The sequence below is a fragment of the Labrenzia sp. THAF35 genome (assembly GCF_009363595.1).
Classification (GTDB): domain Bacteria; phylum Pseudomonadota; class Alphaproteobacteria; order Rhizobiales; family Stappiaceae; genus Roseibium; species Roseibium algicola.
The window spans coordinates 1,520,998-1,536,192 of sequence record NZ_CP045380.1 but is presented as its reverse complement, the minus strand read 5'-3'; the positions used below and the strand labels follow the sequence as shown (position 1 = coordinate 1,536,192).

Annotated in this window: 14 protein-coding genes; 10 read left to right on the top strand and 4 right to left on the bottom strand. The window is 55.6% G+C overall.

The window, feature by feature from the left end:
• Nucleotides 1-138: 138 nt before the first annotated feature.
• From nadC to FIU93_RS07020, 3 genes are all read right to left on the bottom strand, one after another.
• Nucleotides 139-993, bottom strand: coding sequence for a carboxylating nicotinate-nucleotide diphosphorylase (gene nadC / locus FIU93_RS07030; protein WP_152505198.1), 855 nt, complete (start codon nucleotides 991-993; stop codon nucleotides 139-141).
• Nucleotides 994-1,156: 163 nt separating this feature from the next.
• Nucleotides 1,157-2,635, bottom strand: a complete 1,479-nt coding sequence (locus FIU93_RS07025) for an aldehyde dehydrogenase family protein (RefSeq protein WP_152505197.1) — start codon at nucleotides 2,633-2,635, stop codon at nucleotides 1,157-1,159.
• A 394-nt stretch (nucleotides 2,636-3,029) separates the two neighbouring features.
• On the bottom strand, nucleotides 3,030-3,941 hold the full coding sequence (locus FIU93_RS07020) for a LysR substrate-binding domain-containing protein (RefSeq protein WP_152505196.1): 912 nt from the start codon (nucleotides 3,939-3,941) through the stop codon (nucleotides 3,030-3,032).
• A gap of 75 nt (nucleotides 3,942-4,016) precedes the next feature.
• Here FIU93_RS07020 and pcaD point away from each other — a divergent pair, with 75 nt between their 5' ends.
• From pcaD to FIU93_RS06995, 5 genes are all read left to right on the top strand, one after another.
• On the top strand, nucleotides 4,017-4,799 hold the full coding sequence (gene pcaD, locus FIU93_RS07015; protein WP_152505195.1) for a 3-oxoadipate enol-lactonase: 783 nt from the start codon (nucleotides 4,017-4,019) through the stop codon (nucleotides 4,797-4,799).
• On the top strand, nucleotides 4,796-5,176 hold the full coding sequence (pcaC, locus tag FIU93_RS07010; protein ID WP_152505194.1) for a 4-carboxymuconolactone decarboxylase: 381 nt from the start codon (nucleotides 4,796-4,798) through the stop codon (nucleotides 5,174-5,176). The genes pcaD and pcaC overlap by 4 nt, the downstream gene beginning before the upstream one ends.
• Nucleotides 5,173-5,916, top strand: coding sequence for a protocatechuate 3,4-dioxygenase subunit beta (gene pcaH, locus FIU93_RS07005; RefSeq protein WP_152505193.1), 744 nt, complete (start codon nucleotides 5,173-5,175; stop codon nucleotides 5,914-5,916). Before pcaC ends, pcaH begins: the two co-directional genes overlap by 4 nt.
• A 2-nt stretch (nucleotides 5,917-5,918) precedes the next feature.
• Nucleotides 5,919-6,518: a protocatechuate 3,4-dioxygenase subunit alpha gene (pcaG, locus tag FIU93_RS07000; protein WP_152505192.1), complete on the top strand. Its 600-nt coding sequence runs from the start codon at nucleotides 5,919-5,921 to the stop codon at nucleotides 6,516-6,518.
• 75 nt (nucleotides 6,519-6,593) lie between these two features.
• Nucleotides 6,594-7,652 (top strand): 3-carboxy-cis,cis-muconate cycloisomerase, encoded by a 1,059-nt coding sequence (locus FIU93_RS06995; protein ID WP_152505191.1) that lies wholly within the window; start codon nucleotides 6,594-6,596, stop codon nucleotides 7,650-7,652.
• A gap of 175 nt (nucleotides 7,653-7,827) precedes the next feature.
• On the opposite strand, the gene FIU93_RS06990 is transcribed toward FIU93_RS06995, so the two are convergent.
• Nucleotides 7,828-8,838, bottom strand: a complete 1,011-nt coding sequence (locus tag FIU93_RS06990; protein ID WP_152505190.1) for a LysR family transcriptional regulator — start codon at nucleotides 8,836-8,838, stop codon at nucleotides 7,828-7,830.
• A 514-nt stretch (nucleotides 8,839-9,352) separates the two neighbouring features.
• On the opposite strand from FIU93_RS06990, the gene FIU93_RS06985 reads away from it, so the two are divergent.
• The 5 genes from FIU93_RS06985 (at nucleotide 9,353) to FIU93_RS06965 (ending at nucleotide 15,029) form a co-directional block, all read left to right on the top strand.
• A complete protein-coding gene (locus tag FIU93_RS06985) occupies nucleotides 9,353-10,426 on the top strand; it encodes a zinc-binding dehydrogenase (RefSeq protein WP_152505189.1) in 1,074 nt (357 codons plus the stop codon).
• A 116-nt stretch (nucleotides 10,427-10,542) separates the two neighbouring features.
• Nucleotides 10,543-11,520: a TRAP transporter substrate-binding protein DctP gene (dctP, locus tag FIU93_RS06980; RefSeq protein ID WP_152505188.1), complete on the top strand. Its 978-nt coding sequence runs from the start codon at nucleotides 10,543-10,545 to the stop codon at nucleotides 11,518-11,520.
• 63 nt (nucleotides 11,521-11,583) lie between these two features.
• On the top strand, nucleotides 11,584-12,108 hold the full coding sequence (locus tag FIU93_RS06975) for a TRAP transporter small permease (RefSeq protein WP_173013794.1): 525 nt from the start codon (nucleotides 11,584-11,586) through the stop codon (nucleotides 12,106-12,108).
• On the top strand, nucleotides 12,105-13,415 hold the full coding sequence (locus tag FIU93_RS06970; RefSeq protein ID WP_152505186.1) for a TRAP transporter large permease: 1,311 nt from the start codon (nucleotides 12,105-12,107) through the stop codon (nucleotides 13,413-13,415). The genes FIU93_RS06975 and FIU93_RS06970 overlap by 4 nt, the downstream gene beginning before the upstream one ends.
• Nucleotides 13,416-13,538: 123 nt before the next feature.
• The gene (locus FIU93_RS06965; RefSeq protein WP_152505185.1) at nucleotides 13,539-15,029 is read left to right on the top strand and encodes an aldehyde dehydrogenase; all 1,491 of its coding nucleotides are present in this window, start codon (nucleotides 13,539-13,541) and stop codon (nucleotides 15,027-15,029) included.
• Nucleotides 15,030-15,195 lie beyond the last annotated feature (166 nt).

The window sequence follows — 15,195 nt, the reverse complement described above, 5'->3', positions numbered from 1 at the left end:
TCGTCCTCCCAAACTCAGGCGAATTACTTATTAAATAACTCAATCACATATTACGTAAATCAAGTCAACTGACGGTCCGGGCGCTGGACGAAAAAAAGCGGCGAATTTTCGCCGCCGCGCGCTTTTTTGTCTGTGAGATCAGAAATCCAGTCCGAAATCGACCGTGCCAGCCGAATGGGTCAACGCTCCCGATGATATGTAATCAACTCCCGTTGCAGCGATCTCTTGCAGCCGGTCGATGCGTACATTGCCGCTCGCTTCGGTCTTCATCCGACCGTCGTCTATCCGGCGCACGGCCTCTGCCATGTCCTGGGTCGACATGTTGTCAAACAGAATGACATCGGCGCCTCCTGCCTCTAACACTTCATCCAATTGCCCAAGCCCGTCGATTTCGATCTCGACAACGACCATATGCCCCGCAGAACGCTTGACCGCTTCCAGAACCGGCCTGATTCCTCCGGCCGCGGCGATGTGATTATCCTTGATCAGGATGGCGTCCGATAATGAGAACCGGTGATTATGGCCTCCACCGTGAAGAACAGCGAGCTTCTCGACAAGCTTCATGCCTGGCGTCGTTTTTCGGGTGCACGTTATTCTGGCTCCGGTCCCTTCGAGAGCCTGCCCGTATGCAGCTGTAAGCGTTGCCGTCCCTGAAAGTCGGCCCGCGAAGTTCAGCGCCACACGCTCGGCAGCGAGGATCGACGACGCCAGTCCCTCGACTTTCAAAAGCGTATCGCCGGCTTTGCAAGCGGAACCGTCCGCAACGACCGTTTCAATCTTCAGGGTGGGATCGATCAGACGAAACGTCAGGGCTGCAACTTGCATACCGGAAACAACCGCGGCCTGCCTGGCTTTCAGTTCGGCCCGATAACGCGTGGTTTCCGGAAGAACGGCACGCGTCGTAACGTCGCCGGCGCCTCCTAGATCCTCCATGATGGCGTTTCGGACCATAGGCTCCAATATGATGTCCGGAACCCTAGCAAAGCTGTTCACTGTGTTTGCTCCTTCTCGGTTGTCACCGCGCACTCGCCGGTCTCACAACGAGGGGCGCCTGCCTGCAGGATCGCGGATGCCCTCGTCGGCTGCTGTCAAATGAATACAATCGACGGCAAACCCATGGAGTGGCGCCGTGCCGGGACGCCACCCGACCGCAAACTTATTGGCCCAGCAAATTGATGTGGATGTTCTTTTCGTGAGTGAAGGAAATCAGCTCTCCGATCCCTTCTTCCCGTCCGATACCGGATTGCTTCACCCCACCGAAGGGAGCCCCCAGGAAATGGCGGCCGACCTCGTTGACCCAGACAAAGCCTGCCTCGACGCGTGCAGCCGTTCGATGCGCGGTAGCGAGATCGCGTGTCCATATTGCGCAGGTCAGGCCAAGCTCGAGCGCATTGACCTCTCTCAGCATTTCGACTTCGTCGCTCCACTTCCGAATAGCCAGTACAGGACCAAATATTTCTTCGCGAGCGATCCTCATGTCCGGTGTCACATCGGCGAAGATCGTCGGCGCGATGAAACAACCCTCGGCCAAAGCGCCATCGGTCACCGCGTGCCCGCCCGTCACCGTACGCGCGCCCTCGTTCACGGCCGACTCGATGAAGCTCAGCACGCGATCGAATTGAGTTCGGCTGACAATAGCTCCCATGGTTGTCGTCGGATCGGTCGGGACGCCCGGCTTGTAACGCTCGACTGCTTTAGCCAGGAGAGAAACGACCTCGTCGTGAATGTCTTCATGAACAAAGGCTCTGCTGGTCGAACCGCATGACTGTCCGCACCAGCCAAAGTTCATTCCGGCAACGATCGCATCGGCGATCTTCTTGGGATCGCTGTCCGGATAGGCGATCAAGGCATTCTTGCCGCCCAATTCCAGCAGGACAGGTTTAACTGTGGCGCTCGCACTGCGCATCACCGCGCGCCCGGCCGGCACCGAACCAATCAGCGTTACCTTGGCCACGCCTGGATGCTCGGCCAAACCCGCACCGGCTTCAACACCGCCAGGCAAAACGCTGAAGGTGCCCTTCGGCAACAACCCTTCAACGATTTCGGCGAGGCGAAGAGCCGAGAGAGGCGCTTGCACCGGCGGCTTGATGATAACGGCATTGCCCGCCGCAAGGGGCGCAGCCATCTTACCGCCGCAGAACATGAAAGGATGATTGAAGGCAAGGATACGTGCGACCACGCCGAGCGGCTGGCGCGATGTCATGTTGACGCGGTCCGGCCCCATCGGAATCGTGTCGCCTTTCATCTCGGTCACGAGGCCTGCAAAAAAGTCCATTTGAGCCGCCGCAATCGCGGCATCCCCGCGCATTTCCGTATAGGGATTCCCGCAATTCGCGGCGTCGATCAGTGCGAGTTCGTCTCCATGCTTACGGAGAAGGGTAGCAATTTCCTTCAGGATCCGTGCCCGCTCCAGGGGCAAAACATCACGCCATTCATGGAACCCTTTGAGCGCTTCCGCCACCGCTCTATCGACATCGGCACGACTCGCGGTGGCGACCATGCCAATCGGCTGGCCGGTTCCCGGATTCAGCGTTTGTTCGTAGCTGCCTTCGACCGGTGGAACCCATGCGCCACCGTAATAAAGATCGGCCTGTTTCGAGAGCTTCAGGTTCGCGTCAAGGTTCAAGGTGTCCATCAGATTTGTCCTCCTGCATGCACACCTGTTATCTTAGAGTTCTAATTACTGTCAATCGGAGAACGCATCCGTCGCCAACCGGAGGCGCCGCAGATGGGACAAATGTTCCATGGCCTTTGCGTCTGGGGCTCGTCTGCCGCTGCCAATCCGATGCCGAACACCGCACCGGCGGTACCGCACCGACCGATCAGCTGGACGCAGCCGATCCTGGCCGAGTTCTGTTTCCAAGGGCCAGGCATGGCGGCGCCATCGCTCCGGGGCATTTGCCGGAAATGTCCGGCGCGCGCCACGAGCAGCACCATGTTCGACCTGAAACTCGGAGAGAAGGACCCCTCGAAATTGGCACCCGATTTGACCAGGGAACGAAATCGCTCCCAAAGTGGCCCGAGACCCCTCAGCCGACCATTTCCTCCGCACGCTTGTGCAACAGCCTCGCCAATAAATCGGCGGGGCTGTCTTCGTTGAAGGTGAACCTGCGCGTAATCCCTACCGAACCAGCCATATAGTCCGACCTGAGTTCGATTGCCGCTAGCGTGCCCCGCCGCAATTCGCGCTCAACGACCCCGCGCGAGATAAACCACAGCATGTCGGATTGTTCGACCAGAGACAGCGCCAAGGGAAGGGCCACCGTCTCGAAGGCCGGAACAAGCCCGCTCAGTCCCTGCGCGACCAGATACTGATCCACGATCTGTCGGATGATCGCTCCGGGGTTCGGGGCTATCAGCGGAAAAGTGGTCAGCGCCTTTGGCGCGGGCATTGCCAGCGCGGGATGATCGGCCCGCGCCACGAGGAGTACCGGCTCGTCATAAAGATGTTCGAAGGTCAGGCCCGGCATGTTCTTGGCTGACGGCATTCGCCCAACCATGAAGTCAATCCCCCCCGATCGCAGCATCTCCAACAAATAGCGGTTAGGCCCGGTGATGATTCCAACCCGCGCATCCCGATGCGTGCGATGATAATCCAGTGCAACCGTTGGAAAAAATCCCCCCGCAACCGTGGGCAACACCCCGACTTTGACCAATCCGACCGGAACTTTTCCCGAAAGATCGCGCACCCCCGCCTCAAGACTCTGTAGCGCGGCCAATGCATGCGCGCGAAAGCCCTCTCCTGCCGGCGTAAGGATTGCGCGCCTTCCGGTCCGTTCGAATAGCGCTGTCCCTAAAATGGTTTCGAGCTCATTGACCGTTTTGGACAATGCGGGCTGCGAGACATTGCGCACCCGCGCAGCAGCTGAAATCGTGCCACTCCGCGCGACCGCTAGAAACGCCTCGATATGGCGCAGTTTCAAACCAGGTGGTATATTCATTTGGTTATATTTTTGGCACGTTTTTGTATTTTTCGAAACCTAAAAATTATGTGAAGGATTGCTCGGGAGGGACCGATGCAAGCACTAACACGCGACTGGGGAATAATGCACACCAATCACCGTTCCGGTGAGGGCAGCCAGCTGGTTTTCGTCAATTCACTCGGTACGGATCTGCGGATGTGGGACGCGGTGGTAGCAGCCCTGCCGACCGACTGGGCCTGTTTGCGCATGGACAAGCGCGGTCACGGCCTGTCCGAAACCGCCCCTCCCGGCTATGGCATTCCGGAACTGGCCAGCGATGTTTTGGCCGCGATGGATCAGGCGGCCATGGATCGCGCAGTCATCGTCGGTTGCTCTGTCGGGGGGCTGATCGCGCAACACATCGCTTTAATGGCTCCAGAACGCGTTGACGGCCTGGTCTTGTCCAACACCGCATCGACGCTGGGTGCCGCCGAGGGCTGGCACACGCGTATCGCGGATGTGCGCGAACACGGCATGGCAGCGATGGCCGAGGGAATTCTGCCACGGTGGTTTGGACCAAAGATGCTCGCGGACAACAAAGCGTTTTTGTGGCACACACTTTTGGCACGCACATGTCAAGAAGGGTACATCGCCACCTGTGCCGCGATTGCCGGCACGGACATTTCTGATCGTCTGGGTGAAATCACACAGCCCACGCTGGTACTCGGCGGCAAGTACGATCTGGCAACCCCACCTGAAGTGATCGAAGCGCTTGCCGTCAACCTTCCATTCGCCTGTTTGGTGATGTTCGGAGACACCGGGCATTTGCCTGCGATTGAAGCGCCTGATGCTTTTACCGAAGCGCTGACGCAGTTTGTAGAAAGGATTAGCGAATGAACAACAGATTCGATCAGGGCATGAAGACCCGGCGCGAGGTTTTGGGCGATGCCCACGTGGATCGTGCCGAGGCAAAGAAGACTGAATTCGACCTGCCGTTTCAAACCCTCATCACCGAGGGGGCTTGGGGTGTAGTGTGGTCCTCGGACAAAATCTCGCGCAGAGAGCGGTCCATGCTGACCATCGCGCTTCTGGCGGCGACAGGCAATTTCGATGAAATTCCGATGCATATCCGGGCCACCGCGCGCACGGGCGCGTCAAAAGACGATGTCGCGGAAGCGCTGCAGCATGTGGCTATCTATGCGGGAGTTCCAAAAGCAAACCATGCCCTGAAACTTGCCAAGGAAACCTTTGCTGAAATGGAGGAGAGAGAATGACTGGCCTATCGAACCGGGATCAAGGACCACTAATCCCGCGCAATCGTGCAATCCATCCCAACCCTTACGATGTCGGTTACAAAACGAGCGTAACACGCTCGCCCAACCTGCCGCTTCTGTCGATGGAAAGTTCCCCGTCGGAAGAGACGGGCCCGACCTTCGGTCACAGCAAGCTCGGTCCGTTGGACAACAATCTGGTTCTAAACTGGACCAAGGGCGCAGCTCCGGCTGTGGGGGAACGTATTCTGATGCATGGTCGCGTGCTGGACGAGATGGGCCGACCCGTACGCAATACGCTAATCGAGATTTGGCAGGCCAACGCGGGCGGGCGTTACCGCCACAAGAAAGACACTTACTTTGCTCCGCTCGATCCAAATTTCGGTGGCTGCGGCCGGACCATCACAGACGAAAACGGCTATTACGAATTCCTCACTGTGCGTCCAGGAGCTTACCCTTGGCCGAACGGCGGCAATGACTGGCGTCCGATGCATATCCACATATCTATTTATGGCAACAGCTTCGGCCAACGCCTGATCACCCAGATGTATTTCGAGGGCGATCCGCTCATCAATCATTGTCCGATTGCCGCTACGATCAAGGATCGCAGTCAGCTTGACCGTCTCGTCGCACCGCTCGACTTCTCGAAATCCCGGCCGCTCGATTTCCTCGCCTATAAATTTGACATCGTGTTGCGCGGTCGCCGCCAAACCATGTTTGAGAATAAACTGGAGGGCATGTGATAATGGTACAGAAACTCGACAACTTGATCGAAACTCCGTCCCAAACGGCTGGACCTTATGTTCATATCGGCTTGATGCCGACCTATGCGGGCAATGCCGGCTATTATCACGAAGAGATCGGCACCACCCCCATACAGGGCGACGTGAAGGGCGATATCATTGAGATCGTAGGCTCGGTCTACGACGGCACGGGTTGGGCAATGCGGGACGCACTGATCGAAAGCTGGCAGTGTGACGCGGGAGGTATTTTCCCGGGCACCGAAGGAGCCGATCCCGCCTTTACCGGCCATTGTCGTTTTGCCGCGGATGCGGACTCTGGTGAGTTCACGCTGCGCACGGTCAAACCCGGCCGTTACAAAGGCCGTGGCGGTGTCGAAAGTGCGCCGCATATCTCTCTTTGGGTGGTGTCCCGCGGGATCAACATCGGCCTCAACACTCGGCTTTACTTCGAGGATGAGGACAATTCGAAAGACCCGCTGCTAAACCGGATAGAACAGCGCCATCGCGTGGAAACGCTCGTCGCAAAGAAAACCGGCGAGGGCAAATACCGCTTCGACATTCGTCTCCAGGGCGAGGGAGAAACCGTCTTTCTCGATATCTAGAGCATCGTGCGATATTTCCGGTTTGTTTTGCCAAGGGGGCGGCATGGGTCGCCCCTTTAATTCAGGGCCTTTTTTGTGAGCTTATCTGTTTTCGACCACCCTTGGCTCTCCGGTCTTTTTGGCGATGCGGAGATGGCCAGGATATTGTCGCCGGAACGCCAGATTAGACATATGCTGGCCTTCGAGGCAGCGTGGTCGCGCGCTTGCGCAAAGGTCGGGTTGTTTGATGCGGATACGGCCGAGACAGCGGCGGAGGCAATCGAAACAGCGGAAATTGACCTGGACGACATTGCCAGGGGCATGAGTCAAGACGGGGTTCCGGTTCCGCGGCTTGTAGATCAGTTGAAAGCCGTTTCCCCGGATAACGTGGTGCACAAGGGTGCAACCTCACAAGATGTGATGGACACCGCGCTGGCACTGACGTTGCGCGAAGCATCCGACCTATTATCTCAGCGCCTGGTAGCGCTTTATCGCAGTTTCGAGGACGTAGAGAAACGTTTTGGCGATGAGCCTCTTATGGGACGTACCAGGATGCAGTCGGCCACCAAGATCAAGGTACGCGATCGGGTTCAAACGTGGAGATTGCCGTTGAACGACCACTTGGCGCGGCTGTCCGAATTGCGGCCCCGCGTGGAAAAGGTTCAGATCGGAGGCGCTTCCGGCGATCGGAAAGCACTGGGTCAAAAAGCCGATAGAGTAGTTGTGGAGATTGCCGCCGCACTCAGGCTAGCCCCGACTGATAAAGCATGGCACGCGACACGCGACGGAGTGGCGGAATATGCAGGCTACCTGTCGCTTGTCTCCGGTACGCTCGGTAAATTCGGCCAGGACGTGGCATTGATGAAGCAGCAGGGCATCGAAGAAATAACGCTGTCTGGAGGAGGAGGCTCCTCGGCAATGCCGCATAAGAAAAACCCTATCGGCGCAGAGTTGCTGGTGACGTTGGCTCAGTTCAACGCTGTGCAGGTCTCAGCCATGCACCATTCGGTGGTGCATGAGCAGGAACGATCGGGCAAGGCCTGGACGCTTGAGTGGATGGTGTTGCCGCAGATGCTGATGGCAACCGCAAGGGCCATTGCTGTTGCCCATACCATCTGCAAAAGTATTGAGCATATTGGATCCATGCAAAGCTAAGTTGAGTTTCCGAGGTTTTCTCGATTGAATGAGACGTTTACGGCTCAGCCAGCATCGGGACTGTCAGACAAGTTGATCTGAGATCCCTTTTCCTCCGCATTAGCGCGGAGTCCTTTGGTCGATGCGCTGAGACCGAAGTCTGGAGCGCTGGAAGCCGGCGTTTTTCCGACTTCGATCACGATGACGGGCTGGTTGCCTCAGCGGGATTTTGCAACGCGGCGCTCGAGTTCCTGGCAAACGCAGCTCTGATCCGCTCCATCAATTGTTTTTGCGCTTCAGTGAATACGGCCTGGCTGTTGTAAACGAGATAGAGTGGCATTGATAAACTGATTTCGGGAGTTTTCACGAAACGCAGCCCGTATTGGTTCATGTCAGGCGGGAGCGCGCTCTCGAAAACGAAACCCACTCCTACGTCAGCTCGGATAGCCTTCAGAATCGGTTCCGGATGACCGAATGCCATTACGCTATTCGTTCTGAACAATCCCACTGTCCGAAGCGCTTCATCGATTAGTTCTCGGGCAATCTGACCTCGGGGAGGTGTTACGAGAGGTAAGGACGAAAGCTCTTGAAGCCCGGCCACGTCTTGGACCAGGTCGCTTTCGATAGCCGCGACCAGGTAGAGAGGCTCTCTCCAAAGCAATTCAATTTCAAGCTTGGACGTGTCCTTGTTTGGGTTGATCAGCGTCACCCCAAAATCGCATTCGCCGTTCAAGACCGCCTCAGTCGCCAAATAGGGTGTCAGGACCGACACAGAAACCTTGTGCGATGGGTTTGATCTATGATTTTCGAGTATTATATCCGGTAGCTTATAAGTCCCCACGACCATCGACGCTGCGATCTTCGTTCTCTCCAGACCGCCATTGTTGATGTCCACAAGGTCGAGAAACATCTCAGAACTGCGATGCAAGATCTCGGATGCCCAAGTATATATCCGTTTTCCGGCATGGGTCAGCTCTATGTTACGACCGACTTTCTGCACCAACTGAGCGCCAACACTTTCCTCCAGACCGCGCAGATGCGCCGTCACCGCAGGTTGAGCAATATTAAGTTGCTCCGCTGCGCGCGTTACACTGTTGAGTTGAGCGACCTTGCAGAAAACATTGAGTTTGTGGAGTGTCAAATTCCTTGAACGCAGAAAGCTGTTTGGCAGCTGCAAATCTACGTTTTGCAAAAGCGACTTAGACATACCTGCTCTTCCCCTCAACCTGCACGCTATCGAAATCGACGCTTCGAAAACGCTTTATCTGAAAGCAGGCCGACGCCGGACAACAGCTTATTCTTATCACTCAATACATAACCTGAACAATATAAATCATCGCCAAATTCATATTGGACAATCATCGTCGCAGTACACCACGATTTCGCAGATCAAGGCGCGCCGCCAGGCACGTCATATCGAGAAAAAAAGCAAAGAGATCCGCTTTTCGGCTCAGGCGACTGACTTTGAGCCTTACCAGTTAAAGGGGTTGGACATGGAGGAGAGACCCAAGGTGACCATGCATGGCTTTGGAAGAAAATTCCCGGCAGGCTGAAGCATTTGCGCAGCTGGCGTGACTTCAAGAGCTGTGTGACTGGCTCGCGGAGACCAGGCCGACCGGCCAAATGAATACTCGCTAGAAAATGCAGGAAAACGACGCGCCAAGTGGATGCGCACGTCTGCGGAATTGCCAATTCAAGCATGGCGCAAAGGGGAGAATTACATGCGAGGCGTAACGTTTCCCGGGGATCGCAAGGTTGAAATCATGACATTCGATGATCCGACTCCAGGGCCGGGAGAGGTCGTGATCGAAGTTAAGGCGTCAGGTCTGTGCGGGAGCGATCTGCACGCCTATCGGGCACCGTCAGACGATCAGGCATTTCGTGAGCTGGCCAAGGGAAAACCTTACGAGACCATGCGCGACAACGGGCCAATGATCGGAGGCCATGAACCTTCCGGTGTTGTGGTTGCGGTCGGTCCGGGAGTGAGCGAGCGTGTCGCCCGCATCGGCCAACGCGTCATGATACATCACTATTCCGGCTGTCACATATGCGACCAATGCCGGACGGGATGGCCTCAAATTTGCGAGACCATGGTTCCCGATATCTATGGTTGGACCGCACATGGCGCGCATGCCAAATACATGAAATGCGCAGCTCATACGCTGGTTACGCTCCCGGACAGCCTTTCGTTCGAAGCCGGTGCGGCGATCGCATGCGGCTCAGGCACTTCTTACTCAGCTCTTCGCAAGGTCCAGCCGAATTCGAGCCATACGGTTGCAATATTCGGCCAGGGTCCGGTCGGGTTATCCGGCACCCAGTTCGCTGCCGCAATGGGCGCACGGGTTATCGCACTCGACGTTAACGCAGAACGTCTCGAGATGGCCAATCGCTTCGGCGCCGCCGAAACGATTAACCCTGCGGATACAAATGCGGTCGAGGCGATCAGGGATCTGACACACGGCAAAGGCGCACATTTCTCGATCGAAACATCGGGGGCGCAGCAGGCGATAACCGATGCAATAAAGTGCCTTCGGCTGTGGGGAACCGCTGTGTTTGTCGGACTGGGCAGGCCGGCGTCAGTCGATTTTTCCGCCGACGTGATTTTCAGGCAGATCAATGTGGTCGGGTCTTTCACCTTCTCAACGAACATCATGGAGGAATGCGGAACGTTCTCGGTGGATCGCGGCGTCGACGTCGAGGCAATTTTCTCCAATCGCTGGACGCTCGATCAGGCCGGAAAAGCTTATGAGCTTTTGGACAAACAAGCGTCTGGAAAAGGAGTGATCGTTTTCTAGGGAACCGAATGGATCGAGACGAGAACCAAACCGAATTCGGGAGTTGTATTCGGTCGGTTCTTTGGGGGCAAAGTATCCATCAGCCATGTGCTTAAAATAAAACAGGAGGAACGCAGATGAAAAACATAATATACGGCCTTGTCGCGTCAATTGTACTGCCACATGTCGCGACGAACCATGCGATGGCGGCCGATTTGAAAATCCTTTCAAGCTGGGATCAGAGCTATGCCGCCGTCGGTGAGGTTTTGATGCCATTTATGGAGTATCTCGAAAACGAGACCACCGAAAATCTGAACTTATCCAGGTTTGGTCCCGAAACGGTACCGCCTTTCGAACAGTTCAATCCGGTCGCGCAAGGCGTATTCAATATGCTCTATACAAATGGAGGATATCACTACAACGATATTGCCGTTGGTATGTCTTTAGACGCATTAAGCGGTTCCAGCGAAGAACTTCATGACTCCGGCATTTGGGATTTCGCCGACCAAGAATACCAGAAAGTCGGACTGAAACTGATCGCCGTGTTCTATGATCGCAACGGCTTCCACATGCTCCTGAAAGAGCCTCTGGGTGAAGACGCACTGAATGGCCGTCGCATCCGGGGAACTCCACTTTATCATCCCGTGATCGAGAAACTCGGCGGCTCTCCGGTTGTTCTGCCTGGGCCGGAAATCTACCCCGCACTCGAACGTGGGGTAGTCGATGGTGCCGCATGGCCGACCGTCGGCGCGGTGAACTATCGCTGGTTCGAGGTTGCCGATTACTTCGTGCGGCCGACCTTTGGCCAAGTCAGCCATATGCTTTTGATGAATCTCGATACATGGAACAGCCTCGATGAAACAACCAAAGCTGAGATCGAGGCTGCGGCACTGGCTTATGAGAAAGAAAGCTCGACAATTTTCGATGGTCTTGCGACGACCGAAATGGAGATGCTGATCGCCGAAGGAATGGAAGCCACCGATTTCCAGCCCGAATTTGCGGCCACGCTCAAAAGCGCCTGGTTCAACGGCGTGACGGAGTTGGCGAGTACCGTCAACCCCGAAGCGATTGCCGAAATTCGGACCATGGCAAACAAAGCCAATATCTCAGACTGACCGCAGATGCAGATGGTTGCCCCTCTGGGGCAACCATCTTTCACGCTAACAACGGAGTCAGGGATGAGGGCTTTGTTCCACCGTTCGTTCAGGACGCTTTTGCGCCTTCACGACGTTACTATCAGTATCGGCTACCAACTCGGATCTATGGCACTCGCTGTTATCGTTGCGATTTTTGCCTATGAAGTCGTGATGCGATATTTCCTGGGCGCACCGACAAAATGGGCAAGCGATTCAGTCTCTTTTCTTCTGCTGATTTCCGTTTTTCTTGTCATTCCCCATGTCACCCGAATCCATGGGAACGTTTCGGTTTCTATATTTCTTGACGTGCTCGACGAACGCAAAGCCAGGATATTGCGAAGGTTCGGTTTTCTCGTCGGTGCCGGGGTTTGTCTTTGGACAGCGTATATTTTCTTTGGTGAAACCCAACGATTGTACATGCGGGGGACCGTCACGCTCACAACAATCCAGTTTCCAAAATGGATCTTATTCTCATTTGTTTTCCTGGGCATGTTGAATACCGGCCTGAGTTTTCTGCGCATGGCGTTCGGGCAAAGCTTTCAAGGCTCAAAGGGGCAGTTCCAATGATCGAGGGAATTCCAGCTGTTCTGGTTGGCGTGGGACTGCTATTGCTGGCGATGGGCAGCGGCATGCCGGTCTTCGTGGCTTTTCTCGTTGTCAATCTCGGGGCTTCGATGCTGCTGTTGGGACCGGCAGGTTTCGGCATGTTCTCGGGTAGTTTCTTCGAAACGGCGACCAGTTCCTCCCTGGTGACGATCCCGTTATTCATTCTTATGGGCGAGTTGCTTTTCAGGAGCAGAGCCGTCGAGGTTCTTTTCCAGTCGATCGATACGCTGGTTGGGCGCGTCCGCGGCCGGCAGTTTATTTTGTCCATAGTGCTCGCCACAGTCTTCAGCACATTGTCAGGGGCCGCCATGGGCGTTGCGGCAATGCTCGGTCGTTCTTTGTTGCCGGGCATGGTTTCCAGGGGGTATGACGCGCGTCTTTCTATCGGCACGATCCTCGCGGGAGCCAGCCTCGCGCCGCTGATACCGCCCAGTGTGCTGGTCATCATAATCGGCACCCTGGCCGGTGTGTCCATCGCAGGTCTCCTTATTGCCGGGATTATTCCGGGGCTGGTTTTCTCTTTGCTATTTGCGGCCTACGTGTTCATCAGAATTTGGCGCAATCCGGCACTCGCCCCTGTGGATGAGGATGCTAAAAGCCGACCCAGTCTCCTTGAGGCGGCGACGGCGCTTATAAAACTTCTGCCGTTCACAATTATTATCGCACTGGTGATGGGGCTGATCCTGATGGGCGTCGCCACACCGACCGAAGCGGGAGCAATGGGGGTGTTGGGCTCGCTGATGACCGCTGCCATTTACCGGAACCTCAGCATTCGAATGGTCGTGGAGGCGGTAGGAGAGTCAGCCAAGATCTCGGCCATGATCCTCATCATCATGGCAAGTTCCAAGCTGTTCAGCCAACTGCTTGCATTTTCGGGAGGGGCTTCGGCCCTGACGCAGTGGATCGTCGAATTGCAGGTATCGTCATGGTTCATGCTCTTCATGCTGATGCTCCTGCCATTTATACTGTGCATGTTTATCGACCAGATCGCGCTGATGCTTATCGTGATCCCGATCTACCTGCCGATCATCGACAGGTTCGAATATGATCCGATCTGGTTCTGGCTCCTGTTTTTGGTGAACATCACCGTCGGCGGCATAACCCCGCCATTCGGTTACACCCTTTTCGCCCTAAAGAGCGCCTGGAACGAAGGATCCCTGTCATCGGTGTTTGCTGCGGCCTGGCCTTTTGTCGGGTTGTTCGTGATTGGCATGGTGATTCTTGCGTTGGTTCCAGGGTTGACGACTTTTTTGCCATCAATGCTCTGATCCGATCCGGAACGAATGCCGAGATTTAAACCACGGCATGACAACCGGTTGAGATGACGGTGAAATCGTCACGCCCGGTTTGAGCTTTCTTGCGAAACATGACGGGTATGCCGGGAGACAGAAATGAAAGATGAACTCAAGAAATATCGAATGTTTATTGGTAACAGCTGGCGTGACAGCGCGTCAAAGGAAACCTTTCTGAGCTATAATCCGTATTCCGGAGAACCGTGGGCGGAAATTCCGCGTTGTGACGAACGCGATGTCAACGATGCCATCGAAGCTGCGCATTGTGCACTTTACGCCGGGGTCTGGGGTAAGATGTCTCCGACCGAGCGCGGAGCATTGATGAGAAAACTCGCCGGTCTTGTTGAACGCGACGCCGATCATCTTTCAGCGGTGGAAGTTCGCGACAACGGAAAGCTTTTGGCAGAGGTAGGTGGTCAGATCCGCTATATTCCCCAGTGGCTGTATTTTTATGGCGGGCTGGCCGACAAGATCAACGGGGCGGTGGTTCCGATCGATAAGCCGGATATGTTTGCATACACGCTTCGCGAGCCGGTGGGCGTCGTTGCGGCAATCGTACCGTGGAATTCGCCGCTCATGCTGATGATGTGGAAGCTGGCTCCGGCTTTGGCCGCAGGCTGCACGCTAGTGATCAAACCATCAGAGCACACGTCGGCTTCAGCGCTTGAATTCGCCGCCCTGGTTAAAGAGGCGGGATTCCCGGAGGGGGTGATCAATATCATTACGGGGTTTGGGCAGGATGTCGGAGATCCGTTGACCTCGCATCCGAAAATTTCAAAGGTCGCGTTCACGGGTGGCGAACTGGCAGGCCAGAAGATAATGCAGAATGCCGCTCCGACCTTCAAAAGATTAACGTTGGAACTGGGCGGAAAATCAGCGCAGATTGTCTTTCCCGATACGGATCTGGAGGCGGCTGTCGCGGGTGGAATCGCGGGAATTTTCGCGGCCACGGGACAAACCTGCATCGCGGGTTCTCGCCTGCTCGTACATGAAAGCATCTATGACGATTATCTGGAAAGATTTGTAGGGCTCGCAAAAAAAACGAGGATGGGTGATCCAATGGACCTGACAACCCAAGTCGGTCCGGTGACGACAAGGCCACAATACGAACGGATTCTCTCTTATATCGATATTGCCAAATCCGAAGGTGCGAGATGCGCCTTGGGCGGTGCTCCAGCCGAGCGTCCGGAATGCGGGAACGGTTGGTTCGTCGAGCCGACGGTTTTCGCCGATGTGGACAACAAGATGCGTATTGCACAGGAGGAAGTATTTGGTCCTGTGGTGTCGGTCATCCCATTCAAGAATGACGACGAAGCTTATCAATTGGCAAATGACACCGCCTATGGTCTGGCAGCCGGCGTTTGGACAAGCAGTATTAAACGCGCGACCGTTGCGCCCAAACGTCTGCAGGCGGGAACTGTTTGGGTAAATACATATCGTGCCGCCAGTTTCCTCATGCCGTTTGGCGGCTTAAAAACGTCGGGTCTTGGCCGCGAGAACGGGATTGAGGCCATCGATCCCTATCTTGAAACCAAATCGGTTTGGCTTTCCTATAGTACTGAGATTAGCAATCCATTCGTCATGCGCTAGGTCTCGGTCAGGAATTAATCATTTGATGTTGGCAGGCAGCCCTTCGGCAACGTTGCGCCGCTTGCCCGATACACCACCCCGACAAGCGCAATCCGCCTCGTCGGCGGACAAAAGGAGATCCGGTCAAATGGTGCAGAGTTATCTGCACCATGATCTGCGTCTCCAG

Excerpts from the sequence above, each read along its gene's own strand:
- FIU93_RS06985 (WP_152505189.1), top strand. The coding sequence starts at position 9,353 with ATGCGAGGCGTAACGTTTCCCGGGGATCGCAAGGTTGAAATCATGACA.
- FIU93_RS06965 (WP_152505185.1), top strand. The coding sequence starts at position 13,539 with ATGAAAGATGAACTCAAGAAATATCGAATGTTTATTGGTAACAGCTGG.
- pcaH (WP_152505193.1), top strand. The coding sequence starts at position 5,173 with ATGACTGGCCTATCGAACCGGGATCAAGGACCACTAATCCCGCGCAAT.
- pcaG (WP_152505192.1), top strand. The coding sequence starts at position 5,919 with ATGGTACAGAAACTCGACAACTTGATCGAAACTCCGTCCCAAACGGCT.
- FIU93_RS06975 (WP_173013794.1), top strand. The coding sequence starts at position 11,584 with ATGAGGGCTTTGTTCCACCGTTCGTTCAGGACGCTTTTGCGCCTTCAC.
- pcaC (WP_152505194.1), top strand. The coding sequence starts at position 4,796 with ATGAACAACAGATTCGATCAGGGCATGAAGACCCGGCGCGAGGTTTTG.
- FIU93_RS06970 (WP_152505186.1), top strand. The coding sequence starts at position 12,105 with ATGATCGAGGGAATTCCAGCTGTTCTGGTTGGCGTGGGACTGCTATTG.
- FIU93_RS07020 (WP_152505196.1), bottom strand. The coding sequence starts at position 3,941 with ATGAATATACCACCTGGTTTGAAACTGCGCCATATCGAGGCGTTTCTA.
- FIU93_RS06990 (WP_152505190.1), bottom strand. The coding sequence starts at position 8,838 with ATGTCTAAGTCGCTTTTGCAAAACGTAGATTTGCAGCTGCCAAACAGC.
- pcaD (WP_152505195.1), top strand. The coding sequence starts at position 4,017 with ATGCAAGCACTAACACGCGACTGGGGAATAATGCACACCAATCACCGT.
- dctP (WP_152505188.1), top strand. The coding sequence starts at position 10,543 with ATGAAAAACATAATATACGGCCTTGTCGCGTCAATTGTACTGCCACAT.
- FIU93_RS07025 (WP_152505197.1), bottom strand. The coding sequence starts at position 2,635 with ATGGACACCTTGAACCTTGACGCGAACCTGAAGCTCTCGAAACAGGCC.